The following is a 23439-nucleotide window of genomic DNA, read 5'->3' on the forward strand; positions in this document are numbered from 1 at the left end:
CGCCTACGGCCGGGCGGGGTTCGTCTTCCCATGTGCGAAGTGTGCCGGTCGTGTCGTGGGCCCGGTGTGCGCGGCGGATGCCGCGGCGACCGTGCCTGACGTGGGCGTGGCTGGCCGGTTTCTTATTACGCAACTTTGTTGAGTAAGTCACAGCTGCATGAAGGTCTTGATCTGGGCGCGTCAATCGGCGAGGGTTTCGAGCCAACCCCCGGAGGTCTTCCGGCCGGGGGTCAATCCCCCCACAAAGAATGACGAGGAGACCCCTCTTCATGGCAATTCACAAGCGCGCACGCCGGATCAAGCTGACCGCGGCGATAACCGCGGTGGCCGCAGCGGCCGGAGTCACCCTCCTCAACACCTCCCTCGCCGGCGCCGCACCCGCTCCCGCGATGGGTGTCGTCTACGGCGCGGACGCGGCGAACGCCGTATCCGGCAGCTACATCGTGATGCTGGACCAGAAGGCCGACAAGGCGAAGCTCGCCAAGGAGTACGGCGGCAAGCTGAAGCGGAACTACAGCTCCGCCATCAACGGCTTCTCCGCCAGCGGCCTTTCGCTCACCGAGGCCAAGCGTCTGGCGGCCGACCCGGCCGTCTCCAAGGTCGTCCAGAACAAGAAGTTCCACATCGACGAGACCCAGGCCAACCCGCCGTCCTGGGGACTGGACCGGATCGACCAGACCGAGACGGCCGGCGACAACGCGTACACCTACCCGGACAGCGCGGGCGAGGGCGTCACCGCATACGTCATCGACACCGGTGTCCGTACCACGCACAACGAGTTCGAGGGCCGGGCCAGCTCGGGCTACGACGCCGTGGACAACGACGACAGCGCCGACGACGGCAACGGCCACGGCACCCACGTGGCGGGCACCATCGCCGGTGCGACCTACGGGGTCGCCAAGAAGGCCAAGATCGTCGCCGTCCGGGTGCTCGACGACTCCGGCTCGGGCACCACCGAGCAGGTCGTCGCCGGCATCGACTGGGTCACCGAGAACCACGAGGGCCCCTCCGTCGCCAACATGAGCCTCGGCGGCGGCGCGGACGAGGCGCTCGACGCCGCGGTCCAGAAGGCCATCGCCTCCGGAGTCACCTTCGCGGTGGCCGCCGGAAACGACTCCGCCGACGCGAGCGAGAGCTCCCCGGCCCGCGTCCCGGAGGCCATCACGGTCGCCTCGTCCACGGTGGACGACGAGCAGTCCTCGTTCTCCAACTACGGCTCGATCGTGGACATCTACGCCCCGGGCTCGGACATCACCTCGTCCTGGAACGACAGCGACGACGGCTCCAACACCATCTCCGGCACGTCCATGGCGACCCCCCACGTCGTCGGTGCCGCCGCCGTCTACCTCGCCGGACACCCGGACGCCACCCCGGAGGAGGTCGCCACGGCGCTGACCGACGGGGCCACCCCCGACGCGATCTCCAACGCGACCGAGGGCACGCCGAACAAACTGCTGAAGGTCGTCGAGTAGCCGACCCCGCAGCAGTGACCGGGCGGCGAATGCCCGTTCACGACGGAACCAGCGGCCGCCGCGCCCTCCCCCACGGGGCGCGGCGGCCGCACCGTGCGAAGAGATCGTCCTATGGTGTGCCCATGACCATGTACGCGGCGCTGTTGCGCGGGATCAACGTGAGCGGCCACAAGAGGGTCCCGATGGCCGAACTCCGCACGCTGCTCACCGAACTGGGACACGGCGACGTCCGCACCCACCTGCAGAGCGGCAACGCCGTCTTCAGCAGCGCGTCGGACGACGAGAACGCCCTCGCCGCCGAGCTGGAGCAGGCCATCGAGAAGCGGTTCGGCTTCCCCGTCCCCTGTCTGGTCAGGGACGGCGCCTACCTGGCGGCAGTTGCGGCGGCCTGCCCGTTCCCGGCCGCCGAACTCGAAGGCAAGCAGCTGCACATCACTTACTACGACCAGCCGGTCGACGCCGACCGCTTCGCCCGGATCGACCCGGCGGCCTTCCTCCCCGAGGCGTTCGGCCTCGGCGACCGTGCGCTCTACCTCTACGCCCCCGACGGGCTGGGCCGTTCGAAACTCGCCGAGGCGCTGTCCCGGTCCTCCGTCACCAAGGGCATCGTCGCCACCTCGCGCAACTGGAACACCGTGGTCAAGCTGGTGGAGATGACGGCGCCCACGGGGACCGCGCGCGACGGAGCCCCCGCATGACCGAACCGTTCCCCGGCGTGGCCTCGGCGGTCGAGGGCGAGCTGCGCCTCCTGGACCCCGCCGTGCGCGCCTCCGCCGAACTCCTCTCCCGGGTGCTGCACCCCGACTACCGCGAGATCGACTACGCCGGCCGGGTCTGGGACCGCGAGACCATGATCGCCTCGCTCACCGGGAAGGACGCCCCGCGCCCCGGGCCGATGACCGCGTCCCGGATGAGCGGGGTCCAGCTCGGCGACGACCTCGTCCACCTCACCTACGACACCGAGACGAAGGGGCGCCTCGCCCACCGCAGTTCGGTGTGGCGGCTGACCGACGCGGGCTGGCTGCTCTACTTCCACCAGGCCACGCCGTTCGGCACCGCCGCGGACACCGGTGCCGACGACGACGGCTGAGCCCGGTCAGCGACGGGCGACGCGCTGTGCCCGCGCCGCCCACCGGCCGTCCGTGCGGGAGATCCGCACCGGATGCCCGAAGCAGTCGCTGACCCGGTCCGTGGTCAGTACCTCGTCCGCCGGACCCGAGGCCACGCACCGGCCGCCCCGCAACAGCAGCGCGTGCGTGGTGGAGGCGGGCAGCTCCTCCAAGTGATGGGTGACCAGGACCGTCGCCAGCTCCGGATGTTCCTCGCGCAGCACGTCCAGACTGTCGAGCAACTGCTCACGCGCGGCGAGATCGAGACCGGTGGCCGGCTCGTCGAGCAGCAGCAGCCGCGGTTGCGGCATCAGGGCGCGGGCGATGAGCGTACGGCCCCGCTCACCCTGCGACAGCGCCGGCCAGCGCGACCCCGACTTGCCGCCCATGCCGAGCATCTCGAGCAGCCGCTCCGCCCGGTCCCGCTGCTCCTCGTCCACCGAGCGGCGCGGCACCGGCTCGACCGAGTTGGTCAGGCCGGTCAGCACCACCTCGTGCACCGACAGCGGGGAACGCAGTGGATGGCGCGGATTGACATGCCCGAGCAGCGACCGCAGCTCCCGCAGATCGACCCGGCCGAGGGTGCGTCCCAGGACCTCCACCGAACCCCGGGTGGGGTGGTTGACCGCGCCGAGCAGCCCCAGCAGCGTGCTCTTCCCGGCGCCGTTGGCTCCGAGCAGCGCCCAGTGCTCACCGCTCCGTACGGTCAGGGAGACCGAGTCGAGCAGCACATTGCCGTCCCGGACGAGCGAGACGTCGTCGGCCCGGATCACCGGGGCGGCGGTTTCGGCGGCGGCCGGGCCGGGGGCGGCGGGGGCGGGTACGGCGGAGGTGGTACGGGCGGTGGTCACGGGCGAGTACTCCTTCATGCGGGTGCGAGCGTCTCCAGGCCGCTCAGGTCCTCGGCGGACAGCCGGATCTCCCCGGCCCCAGGTTCTCCGCCAGATGGACGGTCGAACCGGTGCCCGGGGCCGGGCACGGTGCGGGGGACCGGTGCAGCAGCCAGGCGAGGGCGATCTGCCCGCGGGTGGCACCGTGCCGATCGGCGATCCCGGCGAGAGCCGCTGCGGCATTGCCGGTCAGAGCGCCGTTGGCCGGCGGGAACCAGGGCAGAAAGGCCAGGCCGTGGGCCTCGCACACCTTCAGTACCACGTCCGACGAACGGTCCAGGAGGTTGAAGCGGTTCTGCACCGAGGCGATCCCGGTCAGGGAGAGAGAGCCTGCTCCAGCTGATCGGCGGTGAGGGTGTCCGGACCGATGTACCGGATCTTACCTTCCTGCCTCAGCGCGTCCAGAGCGCCGAGCTGGTCGGCCATCGGCACCTCCGGGTCCAGCCGGTCGCGGGCGGCGCCACGGCGAGTGAGCGGTTGCCGCTGATCTGCGCGCAGAACGGGGTGGAGAGCGAGCGGCTCGCCCTGCGCCGCTTCCGCCATGTGTACGGGATGCGCGTCTGGCTGCCCGCCACCTTCGTCGAACCGGACGAGGTCTCCGCCGCCGGTACACCGCTGACCGGCATCCTGCCCCTGGGCCGCTACCCCACCGGGACCGACGCGACGGGGATCGAGGCGGACTTCCTCAACGGCGAGATCATGCTGCTCGGCCGCCTCCACGGGATTCCCACGCCGGTCAACGAGGTGCTCCGCCTTACCGCGAACACCTTCGCGCGCGAGAGCGGGGAGGCCGGCCCGATGTCCGTGGCCGAACTCGTCGCGGCCGTCGACGCCGCGACGACCTGAGCCGGTCGCACCGGACGGCGTCGCGCTCCCCGGTGTCGCGTTTCTTCAATACCGGCTGCCGGGACGGACGCAGACTGGGACGCATGAAGAACGAGCACGCGCACATGACCGAAGTCGCCGCCGAGGCGGCACGTATCGCCCGCTCCATCGGCACCGAGCAGCTCGACGCACCGAACACGCCCTGCGGCGACTGGGATGTGCGCGGCCTCGTCAACCACTGGGTGCTGTACACCTCCCACGGCCTGGAGCACCGTGCCCTGCGCAAGGACCTCCCCGAGGAGCTCACCACCCGCGACTTCACCGCCGACGCCGACTGGGCGCAGCAGTACGCGGCGCAGCTGGACCGCGCGGTCGCCGCCTGGTCGGACCCGGCGGTCTGGGACGGGGAGGTCGACCTCGGGGGATCGACCTCCCCGGCCGCCGACATCGCCGCGATGCTCATCGAGGAGACGGCCCTGCACGGCTGGGACGTGGCCCGTGCCGTCGGCGAGGAGTTCCGGCTTTCCGACGGGGCGGCCGCGTACGTCCTCGGTGTCGTCGACAGCACCGCCGCGCTCTACCGGCAGTACGACGGCTTCGCCGACGAGGTGACGGTGCCCGCGTCGGCGTCGGTCTTCGAACAGGCGCTGGCCCGCAGCGGACGCGACCCGAAGTGGACAGGGGCCTGAGACCGGCCCACCGGGCCAGGGCCTGTCCGGCGGATCAGGGTCGGACAGGCGCTAGTCCTGCCAGTAGAAGAGCAGGGTGCTGACATCCAGGGGTTCGCGCCCGCCGAAGTAGTAGACGCAGAGACCGGTGACCCGGATCGCGCCGGTCGCCGGGTCGATCCAGCGGAAGCCGGCCGCTTCCAGTGCCGCGCGGGCGGCGGGTTCGTCCTCGTGCGAGGTGGCGAACCGCCCGAGGGTGCTGAGGGAGATCTCGCTCTCGCCGAACCTGATGACGTGATAGGTGCCACCACCCTGCCGGTGGTCCTCCCCGCAGGAGACCGGGGGCTCCGGCGCCAGGCCCGCCGCGGTGAGCGCGGCCACGGCCCTGCGGAGCTGCTCGTCCTCGTCCGGCTGTACGGGCGGCCCGGCGCAGATGGCCTCGACCCGCCACCGCGGGTCGCTCCACTCCTCGCAGTCGTGCCCGTACTCGTGGAGGACCGCCTCGCGCAACTCGTCGTCCAGGCCCTCGACTTCGACCCGTGGGCGGCCCAGCGAGTCGTGGATCGCCCGGGTCTCGGCGGCGTCGCCGGTGAGGCGGTGCAGCGCGTACGCGGCCCACAGCTTCGCCTCGGCCGTCGGCGCCTCGCCGAGGTAGCCGCGGAGCCGGTCCGGGTCGGTCAGCAAGGACTGCGTGAGGTACGCGACCGCCCGGTCGGGGTCCGCGAGCTCGTCGGTGACGTCCTGGCCGGCGCGGTGCCTCATCCGGACGCGGAAGGCCCGGTCCTGGGGGCGTGCGTCACCGACGTCGGCCAGGACCGCCTCCGTTCCGTACCGGGTGACCAGCGCGTCCAGTCCGGCCTCGCCGATCTCCCGCAGGCGCGGCCACGGTTCGGCCGCGAGCGTCGCCAGTTCGCCGGCTGCCGAGCGGTCGCCGAGCAGGCCGCGCGCCTTGAGGATCGCCGCGGACATTCCGTACCAGCCCTCCTTCCGCCGGTCCTTGTGTTGGAGCCAGGGCAGGAGCTCCGCCCGGTCCGCGAGAAGGTCCAGCAGCGCGATACGTACCTCGCCCACGTCGTCGGGGTCGTGGATGCGCGCGATCAGCCCGGCGACGCGGTGCTCGGGCACCCGCCCGGCCAACGCGACCACGCAGGCCCTGCGGCGCCACCACGGATGCGCCGGATCGGCGACGTGCCCCGCGAGTGCGTCCGCGTCGAACGCGCGCAGGCCCTCGGTATCGGTCTGCCCGGCCTGCGGGACCAGGGTCTCGATGGTTCGCATCCGGGGATGCTACCGCCCGCCTCGTCCTGCCCTGAATGGCCCAGCGGATACGACGCCGAATGGCCCGGGATCACATGCCAATTCGTGTCTAGGCTCGACCTCATGACCACATCGCACACCCCTCGACCGGGCCGGACGGCCGTCGACTTCTACTTCGACCCGGCTTGCCCGTTCGCCTGGATCACCTCCCGCTGGATGCTGGAGGTGGAGCAGCGGCGCGACATCGATCTCCGCTTCCACGTCATGAGTCTGTATCTGCACAACATCGGCAACGAACTCCCCGACTGGTACCGGGAACTGGTCGACAGGTCGATCGGCCCGGTGCGGGTCGCGGTCGCGGCGGCGGACGCCCACGGCGACGGGGTGCTCCGCGACCTCTACACCGCGATGGGCGTCCGTATCCACCAACAGAAGAACGAGGACTTCGACGAGGTGATCGCCGAGTCCCTCGCGGAGCTCGGACTGCCCGCCGCGCTCGCCGACGCCGCGCACTCGGAGACGTACGACGAGGCACTGCGGCGCAGCCATGACGCCGGCAAGGACCCGGAGGCCGACGCGTACGTCGGTACGCCCACGATCCATGTCGACGGCGCGGTCTGGTTCGGGCCTGTCCTGCGAGCGGCACCGCGCGGCGAGGAGGCCGGACGCGTCTTCGACAGCTTCCGGGTGCTCGCGGGGAATCCGGATCTCTTCGAGCTCAAGCGGACCCGCACGGGCAGCCTGGACGTGGGATGACCGGGCGCCGCGTCACGCGGTGAGCGACGCCGCCCGTGCGCCGGGGACGCGGGCCTCGTCGTACCGGGTCAGCAGCAACCGTGCCAACTCCGGCGAGGCGCCGAGCACATCGGCCAGTACGTCCGCGCCGGCCGCCCCCTCGGCGATCCGGTCCGGGAGCCGGCCGGGAGCGATGACGTACGGCGCCACCGCCACCCGGCGCACACCCTCGTCCCGCAGGGCCCGTACCGCGTCCTCGGTACGGGGGAGGGATGCGGAGGCGAACGCAGGCCGCACGGAACACCAACCGGTGTGCCGCAGCTCCCGCGCGATTTCAGCGATCACTGCGATCGCCTCCGGGTCTGTGGAGCCCGCCGAGGCCAGGACGAGCCCGGTCGAGCTCCGGTCGCCGGGACGGACCCCGGCTTCGTGCAACCGCCTTTCCAGCGCCGAGTTCAGCAGCGGCGACGGGCCGAGCACCTCGGCCTGCCGGACCCGCAGCCGGGGCAGCCTGCTCCGGGCCTCGTGCAGCACGGTGGGGATGTCGGACTTGGCGTGGAAGGCCCGGGTGAGGAGCAGGGGCAGCGCGATGACGTCCTGAGCCCCCTGCGCGGCCAGCCGCTCCAGGACCCGCGGCACCGACGGCGCGTTGAAGTCCAGGAAGCCCGTCTCCACACGCAGCCCCGGCCGCAGCGACCGCACCCGTGCGGTGAGCGCGTGCACGGTCGCCGCGTGCCGCGGGTCGCGGCTGCCGTGGGCGATGACGAGAAGCACCGGAGCGGTCATGGTCGTCCTCAGTTCTTGACGAGGAGGCCGCGGCCGCGCAGCACCCACCGCTCCAGCGGACTGAAGATCAGCAGGTCGATCGCGATGCCGACGGTGAGGATCAGGATGATGGCGAGGAACACCATCGACATGCTGCTGGTCTCCCGGCCCTGTTCCAGCAACTGGCCCAGGCCCACGCCCAGATCGGGCGAGGAGGCGATGATCTCGGCGGCCATCAGTGAACGCCAGGAGAACGCCCAGCCCTGCTTCAGGCCCGCCAGATAGCCGGGCAGAGCGGCCGGCAGCACGATGTGCCAGGTACCGCGAAGACCGGTGGCGCCCAGTGTCTTCCCGGCCCGCAGATGCAGCGGCGGGATCTGGTCGACGCCCGCGACCAGGCCGTTGGCGATCGAGGGGACCGCGCCCAGCAGGATCACCGCGTACATCATCCGGTCGTCGAGCCCCAGCCAGATCACCGCGGGGGGCACCCAGGCGACCGACGGCAGCGACTGGAGCCCGGAGAGCACCGGCCCGATCGCCGCGCGGACCAGCTTGACCCGCGACACCAGCAGTCCGAGCGGAGTGCCGATGGCCAGCGCCAGCAGGAAGCCGAGCAGACCGCGCGAGACGCTGGTCCAGATGTAGCCGAGCAGGGTGCCCTGCGCCCAGGCGTCGGTCACCTCGGCCCACACCTGGGACGGCGACGGCAGCTTGTAGTCGTCGGTGACCTGCGCCCGGATCAGGATCTGCCAGACGACGAGCACCAGGACCACGGCCACGACCGGCGGCAGCACCTTGCGCACCAGCACTTCGCGGACCGGGGTCCGGTTCACCCGTACGGCGTCGAGGGCGTCCAGCCCCGCCTCCAGGCCCGCCAGGTCCTTGGCGGTGTCCTTGGCTGCGGCCTCAGTGCTGGCCATGTCGGCGGATCTCCCCACGCAGTTGTTCGGTGATCTCTACGGACAGCTCGGCCACCGCGGCGTCCTCGATGCGGCGCGGCTGGTCGATGTCGACCGTCCACTCCCGGGCGACCCGGCCCGGCCGCGACGAGAGCAGGACGACCCGCTCGGCGAGACGGACCGCTTCCCGCACGTTGTGCGTGACGAAGAGCACCGAGACGTTCGTCTCGCGCCAGATCCGGGTCAGCTCGTCGTGCAGCACGTCCCGGGTGATGGCGTCGAGCGCGGCGAACGGCTCGTCCATCAGCAGCAGTTGACTGTCCTGGGCGAGCGCGCGGGCCATCGCCACCCGCTGCCGCATACCGCCCGAAAGCTCATGCACCCGCTTCCCGTGCGCCCCGCCGAGCCGTACGAGTTCGAGCAGCCGCTCCGCCTCGGCGCGGCGGTCGGACCTGGGTACGCCGCGCAGCCGCAGCGCGAGTTCGATGTTCTTGCCCGCGGTCAGCCACGGGAAGAGGGCGTGCTCCTGGAACATCAGGGCCGGCCGCCCGCCGGGGGTCTCGATGGACCCCGCGGTCGGGCGGTCGAGTCCGGCCACCAGGTTGAGCAGGGTCGACTTGCCGCACCCGGAGGCGCCCAGGAGGGTGACGAACTCGCCGGGAGCGACATCGAGTGTGATGTCGTCCAGCACGAGCTGCTGCCCCTCCGGTCCGCCGAAGGACTTCGAGACGTGGTCGATGCGGGCGGCGTGCCCGACCGCCGTACGGTCCTCGGCCTTGGTGAGCGTGGTGGTCGCCATGGTCGTCACCTCCTGGGAATCCTGTTCGGGTGCCGCTTACTTGACGCCGAGACCGGCGTCGGCGACCTCGGGCTTGCCCGCGGCCTTGAGGATCTTGTTCAGCGGCTTCAGGTCGTAGATGCCCGTCAGGTCCGTCTGCTCCAGCAGGCCGGCCTTCACCGCGTGCTTGGCCTCGGTGTCGAGCGTCGCGGCCAGCGGGTCGTCGGTGAACCGGATCGACTTCCACGCCGGGTCGAGGACGTCCGTCGGCAGTTCCTTGCCGGACAGCGTCTTGAGCGCGGCGTTGGCGGAGGCCTTCGCCTTGTCCGGGTTGGCGTTGATCCACGCGTTGGTGTTGACCGAACCGCGCAGCACCGCTTCGACGACGTCCGGGTGCTCGGCGAGGAACTTCTGCGACACGATGATGTTCGTGATCACGAACTTGTTGTCCGGCCACAGCGACGACTCGTCGAGGAGCACCTTCGCGCCCTGCGCGACCAGCTTGGAGGCGGTCGGCTCGGGAGCCCAGGCACCGTCGATGGAACCGGACCTGTAGGCGTCCGGCGTCACCTTGTTGTCCGTACGGACCACGGAGACGTCGCCCTTGCCGCTGTTGGCGTCGACCTTCCAGCCCTTCTCGGAGATCCAGTTGAGGAAGGCCACGTCCTGGGTGTTGCCGAGCTGCGGGGTGGCGATCTTCTTGCCCTTGAGGTCGTCCAGGGTCTTGATCTTCTTCGGGTCGACGACCAGCTTCACGCCGCCCGAGGCCGAACCGCCGATGATCCGCAGGCTCTTGCCCTTGGACTTGGTGAAGCCGTTGATGGAGGGCGAGGGGCCGATGAAGCCGATGTCGATCGAACCCGCGTTGAGCGCCTCGATCTCGGACGGACCGGCGTTGAACGTCGACGGCTTGACCGTCGTGGAGCCGAGCTCCTTGGCGATGATGCCTTCCTGGATGCCGACCAGGGCGGTGGCGTGGGTGAGGTTCGGGAAGTAGCCGATCTTCACGGTGTCCGCGGAGAGCTTCTTGCCGTCGGTGGCGACGTCCGCCTTCTTGGCGTCGTCCTGCTTCGCCTCGGAGCCGTAGCCGCAGGCGGTGAGCGCGAGGGCGAGCAGCGGCAGGGCGGCGACGGCGGCGAGGGCACGGCGCGGCGTGGTACGGGGGGCAGACACGGGAGGCTTTCCTCTCGTCGGCCCGGTGCTCGCGTCCTGGGCGATCAGGGGGACGCGGCCGGGAAGTCGGCAGGTCTTCGTCTGAACTGGCTGTGCGGGCGGTGCGGTTGGAACGAGTGGGCGCGCAGGCGGTGCGCGTACGTCATCACGCACATCGCGCGACCCCGCCCTGACCGCTGCCGAGGGCGCCGCTGCCGATGCGGCCGCCCTCCTTCGCGAACGTGGAGTAGATGTCGATGGCCATCAGAAGTCCCATTCGGCGTCGTCCGCGGCGGCCTCGGGTTCGGCCGCGGCGGCGAACGAGGCGCCCGCCATGCCGGCCGACAGCGTGGTGCCGTCCGCCGGGTCGATCAGGAGGAACGATCCGGTGCGCCGGGAGTCCGCGTACGTGTCGAGTGCGAGCGGCTCCGCGGTACGGACGACGACCCGGCCGATGTCGTTGGCGACGAGCTGTCCGGGCGCCGGGTGCTGGGAGAGGTCGTCCAGCGTGAGGCGCGAGGGGATGTCCTTGACGATCGCCTTGACCGTGCGGGTGGTGTGCTTGAGCAGCACCCGCTGGCCGACCGCGAGCGGCTGGTCGGCGACGTGGCAGACGGTCGCCTCGACGTCCTGGGTGACGGCTGGCGCGTCGTCGGCCGGTGCGATCAGGTCACCGCGCGAGATGTCGATGTCGTCGGCCAGCCGGATGGTCACCGACTGGGGCGCCCAGGCGATGTCCACGCTCTCGCCGAGCGCGTCGATCCCGGCGATCGTCGACGTGCGGCCGGACGGGAGGACGGTGACGGCCTCGCCCACCCGGAACGCGCCGGCGGCGATCTGGCCCGCGTAGCCCCGGTAGTCGGGGTGCTCGGCGGTCTGCGGCCGGATGACGTACTGGACCGGGAAACGGGCGTGGCAGGCGGTGAGGTCATGGCTGACCGGCACCGTCTCCAGGTGCTCCAGGACCGTCGGCCCGCCGTACCAGTCCATGTGCGCGGACGGCTCCACGACGTTGTCACCGGCCAGCGCGGAGATCGGGATCGCCGTACACCAGTTTTCCTGGGGGTCCCCCCCGGACCCCCAGCCCGGGACGCCGAGCGAGGCCGCGTACGCCGTGAACTCCTCGGCGATGGCGGCGAACACCGGCTCCGCGTACTCGACCAGGTCCATCTTGTTGACGGCCAGCACCACGTGCGGCACCCGCAGCAGAGCGGCGACGGCGGCATGGCGGCGGGTCTGCTCGACGACACCGTTGCGGGCGTCGACCAGGACGACGGCCAGCTCGGCCGTCGAGGCGCCGGTCACCATGTTCCGGGTGTACTGCACATGCCCCGGGGTGTCGGCCAGGATGAACCGGCGGCGCGGCGTCGCGAAGTAGCGGTAGGCGACATCGATGGTGATGCCCTGCTCGCGCTCGGCCCGCAGCCCGTCGGTCAGCAGCGCCAGGTCGGGCGCCTCCTGGCCCCGGCTGCGCGAGGCGTGCTCGACGGCCTCCAGCTGGTCGGTGAGGACCGACTTGGAGTCGTGCAGCAGCCGTCCCACGAGGGTGGACTTGCCGTCGTCGACGGACCCCGCGGTGGCGAACCGCAGCAGGGTGGTGGTCGACAACTGCTCTGCGTGCTGGGTGGGTGTGGTCATTTAGAAGTACCCCTCGCGCTTGCGGTCTTCCATCGCGGCCTCGGACATCTTGTCGTCGGCACGCGTCGCGCCCCGCTCGGTGAGCCGGGAGGCGGCGATCTCGGTGATCACGTCGTCCAGCGTCGTCGCGTCCGAGTCGACGGCGCCGGTGCACGACATGTCGCCGACCGTGCGGTAGCGCACCTGACGGGTCTCGACCCGCTCGCCGTCCTTGGGGCCGCCCCAGTCGCCCGCGGTCAGCCACATGCCGGAGCGGCCGAAGACCTCGCGCTCATGGGCGAAGTAGATCTCCGGGAGCTCGATGCCCTCGCGGGCGATGTACTGCCAGACGTCCAGCTCGGTCCAGTTGGAGATCGGGAAGACCCTGACGTGCTCGCCGGGGGCGTGCCGGCCGTTGTAGAGCTGCCACAGCTCGGGGCGCTGGCGGCGCGGGTCCCACTGGGAGAACTCGTCGCGCAGCGAGAAGACCCGCTCCTTGGCGCGCGCCTTCTCCTCGTCCCGGCGCCCGCCGCCGAACACGGCGTCGAAGCGGTGCTGCTGGATCGCCTCGGTCAGCGGCACGGTCTGCAGCGGGTTGCGGGTGCCGTCCGGGCGCTCGCGGAGCTTTCCGGCGTCGATGTACTCCTGCACGGAGGCGACATGGAGCCGCAGTCCGTGCCGGGCCACCGTGCGGTCACGGTACTCCAGCACCTCGGGGAAGTTGTGCCCGGTGTCGACGTGCAGCAGCGTGAACGGCACCGGCGCGGGCGCGAACGCCTTGAGCGCCAGGTGCAGCATCACGATGGAGTCCTTGCCGCCGGAGAACAGGATCACCGGCCGCTCGAACTCGCCCGCCACCTCGCGGAAGATGTGCACGGCCTCGGACTCCAGGGAGTCCAGGTGGCTGAGTGCGTACGGATTGCCGGTGCCTTCCGACACGGTCGCGACGGTCGTCACGCCGCACCCCTCTCGCTCAGCAGAGCGTAAAGCTCCGCCGCGGACTCCTGCACGGTCTGCCGGTGCGATTCGATCCGCAGGTCGGGCGACTCGGGCGCCTCGTACGGGTCGTCGACCCCGGTGAGCCCACTGATCTCGCCCGCCGCCTGCTTGGCGTAGAGACCCTTCACATCGCGTTCGGAGCACACCTCGACCGGAGTCGCGACATGCACCTCCAGATAGGCGGTGCCCTCGGTCTGGTGCCGCTTGCGCACCGCGTCCCGGCTGTCCGCGTACGGGGCGATGACCGGGACCAGCACCTTCACGCCGTTGGCCGCCAGCAGCTCGGCGACGAAGCCGATCCGCTGGACGTTGGTGTGGCGGTCCTCGCGGGAGAAGCCGAGGCCCGCGGAGAGGAACTCCCGGATCTCGTCGCCGTCGAGCACCTCCACGCGATGGCCCTCGCCGCGCAGCCGCCCGGCGAGTTCGTACGCGATGGTGGTCTTGCCCGCGCTCGGCAGACCGGTCAGCCAGATGGTGGCTCCCGTCTCCGTCACGCTCATCGAAGTCTCCTGATCAGTCGTCATCAGTGGTGCAGCCCGCACTCGGTCTTGCCCCGGCCGGCCCAGCGTCCGGCGCGGACGTCCTCGCCCTCCAGCACCCGGCGGGTGCAGGGCGCGCAGCCCACGGAGGCGTAGCCGTCCATCAGCAGTGGGTTGGTGAGTACGCCGTGCTCCGCGACGTACGCGTCGACGTCGGCCTGCGTCCAGCGGGCGATCGGCGAGATCTTCACCTTCCGCCGCCTGCTGTCCCAGCCGACGACCGGAGTGTTCGCCCGGGTGGGGGACTCGTCGCGGCGCAGCCCGGTCGCCCAGGCTGTGTAGGCGGTCAAACCCTCTTCGAGCGGCTTGACCTTGCGCAGTTTGCAGCACAGGTCGGGGTCGCGGTCGTGCAGCTTCGGCCCGTACTCGGCGTCCTGCTCGGCCACCGTCTGCCGGGGAGTCAGCGTGATGACGTGGACGTCCATCACGGCCTCGACCGCGTCGCGGGTGCCGATCGTCTCCGGGAAGTGGTAGCCGGTGTCGAGGAAGACCACGTCGACGCCGGGGAAGACGCGCGAGGCGAGGTGAGCGACGACCGCGTCCTCCATCGAGGACGTGACGCAGAACCTCCCGCCGAAGGTGTCGGCGGCCCACTTCAGGATCTCCGGCGCGGAGGCGTCCTCCAGCTCCAGGCCGGCCCGCTCGGCCAGGCCTTCGAGGTCCTCGGTCAGCGGAGTCTCCGTCATATCCCGTCCCCTTCACCGTCGTTGCGCCGCAACCCCCGGGTCAGCAGACCCAGGAACTTGAGCTGGAACGCGCGGTTGCACGAGGCACATTCCCAGGCGCCGTGGCCGGTCTCGTGCGGGCGCAGGTCCTCGTCCCCGCAGTACGGGCAGTGGAACGGTGCGGCGCGTTCGCTCATGACAGCGACTCCGCCCCGGCGCGCGCCGCCCAGGTCGCGAACCGCTCGCCGTCCTCGCGCTCCTCCTGGAAGCGGCCCAGCACGCGCTCTACGTAGTCGGGCAGCTCGGCCGAAGTGACCTTCAGGCCGCGGACCTTGCGGCCGAACCCGGCCTCCAGGCCCAGGGCGCCGCCCAGGTGCACCTGATAGCCCTCGACCTGGTTGCCGTCGTCGTCCAGCACGAGCTGGCCCTTGAGGCCGATGTCGGCGGTCTGGATGCGGGCGCACGCGTTGGGGCAGCCGTTGAGGTTGATGGTGAGCGGCTCGTCGAAGTCCGGCAGGCGGCGCTCCAGTTCATCGATGAGCGCCGCGCCGCGCGCCTTGGTCTCGACGATCGCCAGCTTGCAGAACTCGATGCCGGTGCAGGCCATCGTGCCGCGCCGGAACGGTGACGGCTTCACCTGGAAGTCGAGCGCCTCCAGTCCGGCGACCAGGGAGTCCACCTGGTCCTGCGCCACATCGAGGATGATCATCTTCTGCTCGACGGTGGTGCGCAGCCGGTCCGAGCCGTGTGCGGCGGCCAGGTCGGCGATCTTGGCGAGCGTGGAGCCGTCCACCCGGCCGACCCGGGGGGCGAAACCGACGTAGTAACGGCCGTCCTGCTGCTGGTGCACACCCACGTGGTCGCGCCAGCGGCTGCTGGGCTGCTCGGGTGCGGGACCGTCGGTCAGCGGACGCTTCAGGTACTCGTCCTCCAGCACCTGGCGGAACTTCGCCGGGCCCCAGTCGGCCATCAGGAACTTCAGCCGGGCGCGGTTGCGCAGCCGCCGGTATCCGTAGTCGCGGAAGATGCCGACGACTCCGGCCCAGACGTCCGGAACCTCGTCGAGCGGCACCCACGCGCCCAGCCGTTCGGCGAGCCGGGGGTTGGTGGAGAGCCCGCCACCGACCCAGACGTCGAAGCCCGGACCGTGCTCGGGGTGGACCACGCCGACGAACGCGATGTCGTTGATCTCGTGCACCACGTCCTGCACCGGCGAACCGGAGATCGCCGTCTTGAACTTGCGCGGCAGGTTGGAGAATTCCTTGTTGCCGATGTACCGGTCGTGGATCTCGTCGACGGCGGGCGTGCCGTCGATGATCTCGTCGGCGGCGATGCCGGCCACGGGGGAGCCGATGATCACGCGGGGGCAGTCACCGCACGCCTCGGTGGTGGAGAGCCCGACGGCCTCCAGCTTCTCCCAGATCGCCGGGACGTCCTCGATGCGGATCCAGTGCAGCTGGATGTTCTGCCGGTCGGTGATGTCCGCGGTGCCGCGTGCGTACTCCTGCGAGATCTCGCCGATCACCCGCAGCTGCGCGGTGGTCAGCCGGCCGCCGTCGATCCGTACCCGCAGCATGAAGTACTTGTCGTCCAGCTCCTCCGGCTCCAGGATCGCCGTCTTGCCGCCGTCGATCCCGGGCTTGCGCTGGGTGTAGAGACCCCACCAGCGCATGCGTCCACGCAGGTCGTTGGGGTCGATCGAGTCGAAGCCGCGCTTGGAGTAGATCGTCTCAATGCGCGTCCGCACATTGAGACCGTCGTCGTCCTTCTTGAACTGCTCATTGCCGTTGAGCGGAGTGTGGTGCCCCACGGCCCACTGGCCTTCGCCGCGATGGCGTCCGGCCTTGCGGCGTGGCGTGGTGGTCGCAGGCTGTTCCGGGGTAGCGGCCATGACGGTACGTCCTTCGGGACTGCAGGAGGGCGGCTCTGAACTGCACACTCGCGTCAAGGCGCGGCGGTGCGCAGGGATTGCAGAGGAAAAGGGGGAGCGCGGCGGTGCTGGGACTCTCAGCTCGCCGGACAGATGGCGCTGGACACGCGGCCGAGGTCGACGTGGCGTCGACTCACCAAGGCAATTCCAGTTCCAGGCATGACGGAAGCGTGGCACGCGGATCTCGGGCCAGTCCACCACTATCCAAGATGTGGACGAGAGCGTCTCGCATCGCAAGACAGTGTGGTGCTCGTCACTTGGAACGCCGGGGCCGGCCCGCCCGTAATCGCCGCAATCCCCCCACTTGTCGCCGGGACGTGCCACCGGAAGTGGAGGGCGGCCGCCCGAACCGCTACCGCCCGGCCCCCGGCCACGGCCCCGGCGTCGCCACCTCCGGCTCCAGCTCCACCTTCGTGTCGAACAGCCGGAAGCCGCGCCGCAGATAGTTGTCCATGGCGTGCGGGCCGTCCTCGGAGCAGGTGTGCAGCCACACCCGCTTCGTCGGCGTCCGCTCCGGCCAGCGCTCCGCCAGGTCCCAGGCACGGGCGACCCCGTACGAGAGCAGATGGCCACCGATCCGCCGCCCCCGGAACGCCGGGATCAGCCCGAAGTACATGATTTCGACCTCGCCCTCGTCCTGCGGGTCCAGCTCGATGTATCCCGCCGGGGTGCCGTTCGCGTACGCCACCCAGGTCTCGGCCCCCGGCCGGTCCAGGGCCTCCTGCCACTGCGCGTACGTCATGCCGAGCCGGTCCGTCCACCGGATGTCGCCGCCGACCGCCGTGTAGAGGAACCGGCTGAACTCGGGCAGCGCTGTCTCCGACCGCACGATCCGCACATCGCCCTCCGGGACCGCGGCGGGCCGCAGATCGTCGGGGGAGGTCTGTTCCAGGGACCAGATGGTCACCTCGGTGGTGGCGGTCGCGGCGGTATGCACGGGGTTGCTCATGACTGCCAGGGAACCACGCCCCGCCTCCCGCGCCAAAGCCGGTCCCGAAGCGCGGACGGCGGACCGGGGACTGATCCGTCGTTCAGGACTCAGTCGCCCGTACGCGCCCTGACCACCACCGGAGCCGTCGAGTGCGGCAGCAGATCGGCCGGGTGGTCCGGGTGGATCACCTCCACCTCGACGTCCTCGCCGAAGCGGTACGGGCGGTGCGCGAGCACCTGGGCGAGATGGCGGCGCATCCGGGAGATCTCCGCCCGCACCGTCACCGTCCGGGTCGCGTCGCCGAAGATGTCCTGGGCGAGCTCGGACGCCGAACGCCCCTCACGGTGCAGCGCCAGGGCGTACAGCAGCTCCGCGTGGCGGGGCGAGAGCCGCTGCGTCCAGGTGCCCACCGCGCCCACCACATTGACCGTGAGTCCGCGTGGCCGGCTCAGATCCAGCACCACCCGCTGCGGAGCCCCGTCCGAAGGCCCGTCCGCGACCTGGAGCAGCCAGCCGCCGGGCAGCGGCTCGACCCGGCACATGCCGAGCGACGGCAGCCACACCCGGCCCGGCCGCAAGGACTTGGGCAGCGGCAGCCGGTCGACCGGAGGCATCCCGGTCACCGCGGCCAGCCAGCCGTGGGTGTCCACCGCCAGGGCCCGGCCGCCCAGTCGGCACACCAGCGGTGCCGCCACCGAACGCAGCCGGTCGATCGCCTGCAGATGCCGGTTCCTGATCTCGCTCTCCGCCAGCCTGGCGACCGAACTGACCAGGGCGAGCGTCGTCGGATGGAACGTGGAGGCGGGGCCGCTCATGTCGACGATGCCCTTCACCTTGCCGTCGCGCGGGTCCCGGACCGGGGCCGCCGCGCACGTCCAGTTGTGCAGGGTGCGGACGAAGTGCTCCGAGGAATGGACCTGGACCGGGACGCGGGAGACCAGCGCCGTACCTATCGCGTTCGTCCCCGTGCTCTCCTCCGCCCAGGCCGCGCCCTCCGCCAGACAGACGTCGTCCGCCCGGCGCAGCACTCCCGCGTTGCCCCGGCGCCACAGCACCCGGCACTCCACGTCGGTGACCACCAGGATCTGCTGGGCGGCGTCCGCCAGGGAGAGCAGGCCGTCGTTCAGCAGCGGCATCACCTCGCTCAGCGTCGAGCTCCGGCGCCGGTGCTCGATCTCGTCCACATCGAGCAGCACACTCTCGGTGGACTGGTCCGGATCGATACCGCTGCGCAGCACCCGGTCCCACGAGGCGCCGATCTCGGCCCGCGGGGCGACCGCCGGACGGTCGCCGACGAGCCTGTCCTCCCTGGCCCGGTGGATCATGCGAAGGGCCGCGGCGGACTGCCGGGCATCCGCTCGCGTCACCCCGGAGGCGCTTGTCTCCACTCTCGGTTCCCCCCACATGCCAGGCCGGCTCGACGATCCACGGGCCCCATCCTGCCGCTGCGAGGGGACCGGCACCGCACACTCCGCACAATGGTTGCAACCCTTTGCAACTCTGGCGAGGGGGTGCGGGGCCGTATGAGAGTGGTGGAACCACCGTGCGGCGGAGCGCGTGCCCCACTGTTCGGTGTGCACAGCATGGAGGGTGGTGCCGTGTCGGCGCAGCACCACCCTCCGTTGCTGTAAAGCTACGGGCAGGGCCGGTCAGGGCCCGACGGGCCGCGCCCGTTCGACGATCGAAGCCAGATCGAGGCTGTGCGGCAGTGTCCCGAAGGCCGCGCCCCGGTCCCCGCCCAGCCGTGACGCGCAGAACGCGTCGGCCACCTCCGGCGGCGCCCACCGCACCAGCAGCGAACCCTGGAGCACCAGCGCCATCCGCTCGACCAGCCGGCGGGCCCGCGCCTCGATCCCGTCCAGATCGGCGAGCTCCGTCAGCATGTCCTTGATCGCCCCGTCCAGCCGGTGATCGGCTCCGCGCGCCCTGCCGACCTCCTGGAGGAACGCGTTCAGCGCCATCGGCTCACGCTGCAGCGCCCGCAGCACGTCCAGCGCCTGCACATTCCCCGAGCCCTCCCAGATCGAGTTGAGCGGCGCCTCGCGCAGCAGCCGGGGCATCCCGGACTCCTCGACGTAGCCGTTGCCGCCGAGACACTCCAGTGCCTCGGCCACCATCGGCGTGCACCGCTTGGTCACCCAGTACTTCGCCGCGGGGACCGCGATCCGCAGGAAGGCCCGCTCGTTCTCCGAGCCGTCGTCGTAGGCCGCGGCCAGCCGCATCGCCAGCACCGTCGCGGCCTCCGACTCCAGCGCCAGATCGGCCAGCACATTGCGCATCAGCGGCTTCTCGATCAGCACCCCGCCGAACACGCTGCGGTACGTGCAGTGGTGGATCGCCTGCGCCACCGCCTGCCGCATCAGCGCCGCCGAACCGACCACACAGTCCAGCCGGGTCGCCGCCACCATCCCGATGATGGTGCGCACCCCGCTCCCCTCCTCGCCGACCCGGCGCGCCCACGTGCCGTCGAACTCGACCTCGGCCGACGCGTTCGACCGGTTTCCCAGCTTGTCCTTGAGCCGCTGGATCGCGAACGTGTTGCGGGTGCCGTCGGGCAGTACCCGGGGCAGCAGAAAACACGTCAGGCCGCCCGGCGCCTGGGCCAGTACCAGGAAACCGTCGGACATCGGCGCCGAGCAGAACCACTTGTGCCCGGTGAGCAGATACTCGCCCTCCGCGGCCAGCGGCTCGGCGCGGGTCGTGTTCGACCGTACGTCCGTGCCGCCCTGCTTCTCCGTCATCCCCATTCCGAAGAGCACACCGGCCTTCCGCGCGGCGGGCCGCAGCCCCTGCTCGTACACCGTCGAGGTGAGCAGCGGCTCCCACTCGGCGGCCAGTGCCGGATCGGTGCGCAGCGCGGGCACCGCCGCGTGCGTCATCGACAGCGGGCAGCCGTGGCCCGCCTCGGCCTGCGTCCACACGAGGAAGCCGGCCGCCCGCCGTACATGACCGCCCGGCCTGCCCCAGGCGTCGGTCAGGCCCGCGGTGACCGCGTGGCCGAGCAGGCGGTGCCAGGCCGGGTGGAACCCGACCTCGTCGATGCGGTGGCCGTACCGGTCGTGGGTACGCAGCACCGGCGGATTCCCGTTCGCCTGCGCACCCCACTCCTGCACCTGCGCGGAGCCCGCGGATCTGCCCAGTTCACCGAGCTCGCCCCGGACTTCGGCCAGGAGCCCGGGTGACGTGTGACGTTGCACCGCCTCGGTGAGCGCCCGGTCGGCGGTGAAGACGTCGTAGCCGGTCAGCGGTGGTACCTGGTTGGACACGGTGTGGGTGGTGGCTGCCATGCCGATACGGTAAGGACGTGCAGGCAGCAAATGAAACACCCGAGCGGCCACCGGGTCGGCTCCACCGGGCCCGAGTCCTCTACCGCAACGTATCCAAGCGGCAGATGGCCTGGCAGTTGCTCAAGGACACCGTCAACTCGTGCATGGAGTACCGCATTCTCGGGCTCGCCGCCGAGGCGGCGTTCTTCACCCTGCTGTCCCTGCCACCCCTGCTCCTCGGCCTGATCGGGCTGCTCGGATACGTCGACGAGTGGACCAGCACCACCACGGTCGCCTCCATCGAGCGCAACATCCTCAACGCCGCGCAGACCGTGCTCAGCGAGCGGGGCGTCAACGACTTCGCCAAGCCGCTCCTGGCGGACGTCACCACCGGTGCCCGGCCCGATGTCATCTCGATCGGCTTCGCCATCGCGCTCTGGTCCGGCTCCCGCGCGGTCAATGTCTTCATCGACACGATCACCGTGATGTACGGCCTCGACGGCCAGCGCGGCATCGTCAAGACGCGACTGCTCTCCTTCCTGCTGTACGTCGTCGCGCTGCTGCTCGGTTCCGTCGTGTTGCCGCTGCTCGTCGTCGGCCCCGACCGGGTCGTGGAGTTCGTCCCATGGGGCACGGAGCTCATAAGCGTCCTGTACTGGCCGCTGGTGATCCTGCTGTCGATCGCGTTCCTCACGACGCTCTACCACGTGTCCGTGCCGGTCCGTTCGCCCTGGATCGAGGACATGCCCGGTGCGCTGGTGGCGCTCGCGATGTGGGTGCTCGGCAGCTTCCTGCTGCGGATCTATCTCACCAGTACGGTCGAGGGGCCCACGATCTACGGTTCGTTGGCGGCCCCGATCGCCGTCCTGCTGTGGATCGGCATCTCCGCGTTCGCGGTGCTGGTGGGGGCGGCGGTGAACGCGGCCATCGACCGGGTGTGGCCCTCACTGGCGACGGCCGCCGCCCGCGCGGCGAACGACCGGGTACGCGCGGCCCAGGCGGCGGAGCTGGTCGCGCGGGCGCAGGCGGGGAACCAGGACGACGGGTACTGGGACGACGATGACGAGGACGACGAGGGTGACGATGAAGGCGACAGCCCCTACATGCCGTCCGAGTTCCCCGAACGCTGGTCGAAGTTCCTGCCGCCGGAGGATGTGAAGTCCAGGCTTCAACCGAGCCGCGACAAGGAGCCGGACAAGCCGAACCCGGACAAGGCGAACGACGCGTCCGACGACTGAGTGTGCCCGCCCTAGGGGGCGGGCGCGGGTGCCGGGACGGTCGGTGCCGCCGGAACCGACGGGGTCGCGCCGGGAGACCAGGACAGCTTGACCACCAGATGGCCCTCGACCGCGCTCTTGGCGATCACCGCCCCGGCCTCCGCCGTGATCTTGACCCCGAATTCGAGCTCCACACCGTCCGGTTTCAGGTCGCCGTCCCGGAACACCGCGAGGGCGGACTCGGCCGCCGACCGGATTCCCGTGAGTGCGCTGTCGAACGTACGCCCCGCCCTGGCCAGGGTGTTGTCGTCGCCCAGCGCGACCAGCTGCGCGCCCTGGGTGTGACGGTCGACCTCGACCGTCACGGTGGCGCCGTTGTCAGTGGTGAACTCCATCAGTGCCGTCATGACCGCCCCCGGGAAGCCGATTCCGTCCGCCGACGAGATTAGCGTGTGGGGTATGGGCGACAGGTACGAAGAGCGGACGTCGCGGTTCGACGGTGCGATCGTGTGGACACTGGGCGTGCCGGAGGGCGCGGTCCATCCGGTGCTGCCCGACGGCTGCATGGACCTGCTCTGGATCGGCGGGCGGCTGCTCGTCGCGGGCCCCGACACCCGTGCCGCGACGCCGTCCGCCCCGGCCGGCGGGCAGTGCGTCGGCATCCGCTTCGCACCTGGCACGGCCCCCGCGCTGCTCGGTGTGCCGGCGCACGAGTTGCGCGACCGTCGCGTCGGGCTCGCGGACCTGTGGCCCGGAGAACGGGTCCGCGTACTCACCGAGCAGCTCGCCGAAGCGCCCGACCCGGCTGCCGCGCTGGAGAACATCGCGCTGCGCCGGGCGGCCGAGAGCGCACCGCCGGACCCGCTGATGCGGTACGTCGCGGACCGGCTCGGCGCCGGACGGTCCGTCGCGGACACCGCGCACCGGGCCGGCCTCGGCGCCCGCCAACTGCACCGGCGTTCGCTCGTGGCCTTCGGTTACGGGCCCAAGACGCTCGCCCGGGTCCTGCGGCTGCAGCGCGCGCTCGCCCTCGCACGGTCCGGGACGCCGTACGCCGAGGCGGCGGTCGAGGCGGGCTGCACCGACCAGGCCCATCTCGCCCGGGAGATGCGCGACCTGGCCGGGACCACCCTGACCGCCCACCTCGGGTCTGCCCGACCCTGATCCGCCGGACAGACCCTAGCCCGGTAGCCGCTCGCGTCCGGGCCCCCGGCCTCAGCCGTTGGCGGCGAACAACGACACCGCGCAGCCGTCCGGGTCGAGGACCGTCGCGTAACGCTGCCCCCACACCGCGTCCCACGGCTTCAGATGCCCGCGGTATCCCGCGGCGGTCAGGTCGTCGTACACCGCGTCCACCTCTGCCGGGCTGTCGCACAGGAAGGCCAGCGAGAGGCGGTCGCCGCCGGTCGGCGGGGTCCATCCGGGGTCGAAGGAGCGGGTGATGTCCTCGGTGTCCCAGAGGAGTCGCTGCCCGCCCGGCAGTGTCACTTCGACATGGGGTGCGGATTCCGCTCCGGCGGGGATGTCGAGGCCGAGCCGGCGGTAGAAGGTGAGCGATGCGGCCAGATCCGCCGTGACGATGCCGATCGCGTCCATGCGTGGAGTCATGCCCCGACCGTATGCCGGGCCCCGGCGCGGGTCTTGTACGAAACGGACGTCCGCGAGGACGAGTGCGAACGGGAGTGCCGCAGCCGGCCGACAGCACCCCCGCCCGCGTCTACGAGC

The 23439-nt window shown here is 71.1% G+C and carries 26 protein-coding genes and 1 pseudogene; 8 read left to right on the forward strand and 19 right to left on the reverse strand.

Features of this window, described 5'->3' with window-relative positions:
- Window positions 1–269: 269 nt before the first annotated feature.
- The 3 genes from OG611_RS32620 to OG611_RS32630 all read left to right on the forward strand — a co-directional run bounded on the left by OG611_RS32620 (window position 270) and on the right by OG611_RS32630 (window position 2562).
- The gene (locus tag OG611_RS32620; protein WP_266428466.1) at window positions 270–1472 is read left to right on the forward strand and encodes a S8 family peptidase; all 1203 of its coding nucleotides are present in this window, start codon (window positions 270–272) and stop codon (window positions 1470–1472) included.
- A 122-nt stretch (window positions 1473–1594) separates the two neighbouring features.
- Complete coding sequence (locus OG611_RS32625) at window positions 1595–2170, forward strand: DUF1697 domain-containing protein (RefSeq protein WP_266428468.1); 576 nt, start codon at window positions 1595–1597, stop codon at window positions 2168–2170.
- Entirely contained in the window at window positions 2167–2562 is a 396-nt protein-coding gene (locus OG611_RS32630; protein WP_266428470.1) for a nuclear transport factor 2 family protein, read from the forward strand. Before OG611_RS32625 ends, OG611_RS32630 begins: the two co-directional genes overlap by 4 nt.
- Window positions 2563–2568: 6 nt before the next feature.
- Here OG611_RS32630 and OG611_RS32635 read toward each other — a convergent pair whose 3' ends face one another.
- Window positions 2569–3354: an ABC transporter ATP-binding protein gene (locus OG611_RS32635; protein WP_266431356.1), complete on the reverse strand. Its 786-nt coding sequence runs from the start codon at window positions 3352–3354 to the stop codon at window positions 2569–2571.
- Window positions 3355–3475: 121 nt separating this feature from the next.
- Entirely contained in the window at window positions 3476–3772 is a 297-nt protein-coding gene (locus OG611_RS32640) for an aldo/keto reductase (protein ID WP_266428472.1), read from the reverse strand.
- Between the two features lie 143 nt (window positions 3773–3915).
- On the opposite strand from OG611_RS32640, the pseudogene OG611_RS32645 reads away from it, so the two are divergent.
- Together OG611_RS32645 and OG611_RS32650 are read left to right on the forward strand one after the other, a co-directional pair.
- Window positions 3916–4317: pseudogene (locus OG611_RS32645) on the forward strand (hypothetical protein); the annotation flags it as partial.
- Window positions 4318–4400: 83 nt separating this feature from the next.
- A complete protein-coding gene (locus OG611_RS32650; RefSeq protein ID WP_266428474.1) occupies window positions 4401–4985 on the forward strand; it encodes a TIGR03086 family metal-binding protein in 585 nt (194 codons plus the stop codon).
- A 51-nt stretch (window positions 4986–5036) separates the two neighbouring features.
- Here OG611_RS32650 and OG611_RS32655 read toward each other — a convergent pair whose 3' ends face one another.
- Window positions 5037–6242 (reverse strand): hypothetical protein, encoded by a 1206-nt coding sequence (locus OG611_RS32655; RefSeq protein ID WP_266428476.1) that lies wholly within the window; start codon window positions 6240–6242, stop codon window positions 5037–5039.
- Window positions 6243–6344: 102 nt separating this feature from the next.
- Here OG611_RS32655 and OG611_RS32660 point away from each other — a divergent pair, with 102 nt between their 5' ends.
- Window positions 6345–6977 carry a DsbA family protein gene (locus OG611_RS32660; protein ID WP_266428478.1) on the forward strand — a complete coding sequence of 211 codons (633 nt, stop codon included), beginning with the start codon at window positions 6345–6347 and terminating at the stop codon, window positions 6975–6977.
- A 12-nt stretch (window positions 6978–6989) separates the two neighbouring features.
- Here OG611_RS32660 and OG611_RS32665 read toward each other — a convergent pair whose 3' ends face one another.
- The 14 genes from OG611_RS32665 to OG611_RS32725 all read right to left on the reverse strand — a co-directional run bounded on the left by OG611_RS32665 (window position 6990) and on the right by OG611_RS32725 (window position 20518).
- Window positions 6990–7742, reverse strand: coding sequence for a sirohydrochlorin chelatase (locus tag OG611_RS32665; protein ID WP_266428480.1), 753 nt, complete (start codon window positions 7740–7742; stop codon window positions 6990–6992).
- Window positions 7743–7750: 8 nt separating this feature from the next.
- Window positions 7751–8641, reverse strand: coding sequence for an ABC transporter permease (locus OG611_RS32670; protein ID WP_266428482.1), 891 nt, complete (start codon window positions 8639–8641; stop codon window positions 7751–7753).
- Window positions 8628–9419, reverse strand: a complete 792-nt coding sequence (locus OG611_RS32675; RefSeq protein WP_266428484.1) for an ABC transporter ATP-binding protein — start codon at window positions 9417–9419, stop codon at window positions 8628–8630. Before OG611_RS32675 ends, OG611_RS32670 begins: the two co-directional genes overlap by 14 nt.
- A gap of 36 nt (window positions 9420–9455) precedes the next feature.
- Window positions 9456–10571 carry an aliphatic sulfonate ABC transporter substrate-binding protein gene (locus tag OG611_RS32680; protein ID WP_266428486.1) on the reverse strand — a complete coding sequence of 372 codons (1116 nt, stop codon included), beginning with the start codon at window positions 10569–10571 and terminating at the stop codon, window positions 9456–9458.
- A 243-nt stretch (window positions 10572–10814) separates the two neighbouring features.
- Window positions 10815–12188 (reverse strand): sulfate adenylyltransferase subunit 1, encoded by a 1374-nt coding sequence (locus OG611_RS32685; RefSeq protein ID WP_266428489.1) that lies wholly within the window; start codon window positions 12186–12188, stop codon window positions 10815–10817.
- Entirely contained in the window at window positions 12189–13124 is a 936-nt protein-coding gene (cysD, locus tag OG611_RS32690; protein ID WP_266428492.1) for a sulfate adenylyltransferase subunit CysD, read from the reverse strand.
- Entirely contained in the window at window positions 13121–13666 is a 546-nt protein-coding gene (cysC, locus tag OG611_RS32695) for an adenylyl-sulfate kinase (RefSeq protein WP_266428495.1), read from the reverse strand. Before cysC ends, cysD begins: the two co-directional genes overlap by 4 nt.
- Before the next feature lie 23 nt (window positions 13667–13689).
- Window positions 13690–14391: a phosphoadenylyl-sulfate reductase gene (locus OG611_RS32700; protein WP_266428498.1), complete on the reverse strand. Its 702-nt coding sequence runs from the start codon at window positions 14389–14391 to the stop codon at window positions 13690–13692.
- On the reverse strand, window positions 14388–14567 hold the full coding sequence (locus OG611_RS32705; protein WP_266428501.1) for a hypothetical protein: 180 nt from the start codon (window positions 14565–14567) through the stop codon (window positions 14388–14390). The genes OG611_RS32700 and OG611_RS32705 overlap by 4 nt, the downstream gene beginning before the upstream one ends.
- Window positions 14564–16261, reverse strand: coding sequence for a nitrite/sulfite reductase (locus OG611_RS32710; RefSeq protein WP_266428502.1), 1698 nt, complete (start codon window positions 16259–16261; stop codon window positions 14564–14566). The genes OG611_RS32705 and OG611_RS32710 overlap by 4 nt, the downstream gene beginning before the upstream one ends.
- Before the next feature lie 116 nt (window positions 16262–16377).
- Complete coding sequence (locus tag OG611_RS40765; protein ID WP_317864749.1) at window positions 16378–16461, reverse strand: putative leader peptide; 84 nt, start codon at window positions 16459–16461, stop codon at window positions 16378–16380.
- A gap of 191 nt (window positions 16462–16652) precedes the next feature.
- Window positions 16653–17249: a GNAT family N-acetyltransferase gene (locus OG611_RS32715; RefSeq protein ID WP_266428506.1), complete on the reverse strand. Its 597-nt coding sequence runs from the start codon at window positions 17247–17249 to the stop codon at window positions 16653–16655.
- A gap of 89 nt (window positions 17250–17338) precedes the next feature.
- A complete protein-coding gene (locus OG611_RS32720; protein ID WP_266431358.1) occupies window positions 17339–18556 on the reverse strand; it encodes a GAF domain-containing protein in 1218 nt (405 codons plus the stop codon).
- 324 nt (window positions 18557–18880) lie between these two features.
- Entirely contained in the window at window positions 18881–20518 is a 1638-nt protein-coding gene (locus tag OG611_RS32725; RefSeq protein ID WP_266428509.1) for an acyl-CoA dehydrogenase family protein, read from the reverse strand.
- Window positions 20519–20535: 17 nt separating this feature from the next.
- Between OG611_RS32725 and OG611_RS32730 the strand changes: the two genes are divergently transcribed.
- Complete coding sequence (locus OG611_RS32730) at window positions 20536–21735, forward strand: YihY/virulence factor BrkB family protein (RefSeq protein ID WP_266428512.1); 1200 nt, start codon at window positions 20536–20538, stop codon at window positions 21733–21735.
- 11 nt (window positions 21736–21746) lie between these two features.
- On the opposite strand, the gene OG611_RS32735 is transcribed toward OG611_RS32730, so the two are convergent.
- Window positions 21747–22121 (reverse strand): CU044_2847 family protein, encoded by a 375-nt coding sequence (locus OG611_RS32735; protein ID WP_266428515.1) that lies wholly within the window; start codon window positions 22119–22121, stop codon window positions 21747–21749.
- Window positions 22122–22173: 52 nt separating this feature from the next.
- Between OG611_RS32735 and OG611_RS32740 the strand changes: the two genes are divergently transcribed.
- A complete protein-coding gene (locus OG611_RS32740; protein ID WP_266428517.1) occupies window positions 22174–22878 on the forward strand; it encodes a DUF6597 domain-containing transcriptional factor in 705 nt (234 codons plus the stop codon).
- Between the two features lie 51 nt (window positions 22879–22929).
- Here the strand turns inward: OG611_RS32740 and OG611_RS32745 are convergent, their stop codons facing one another.
- Window positions 22930–23322, reverse strand: coding sequence for a VOC family protein (locus OG611_RS32745; RefSeq protein ID WP_266428520.1), 393 nt, complete (start codon window positions 23320–23322; stop codon window positions 22930–22932).
- Window positions 23323–23439: the final 117 nt, after the last annotated feature.

Origin of the sequence: Streptomyces sp. NBC_01363 (assembly GCF_026340595.1) — a bacterium.
Lineage (GTDB): Bacteria > Actinomycetota > Actinomycetes > Streptomycetales > Streptomycetaceae > Streptomyces.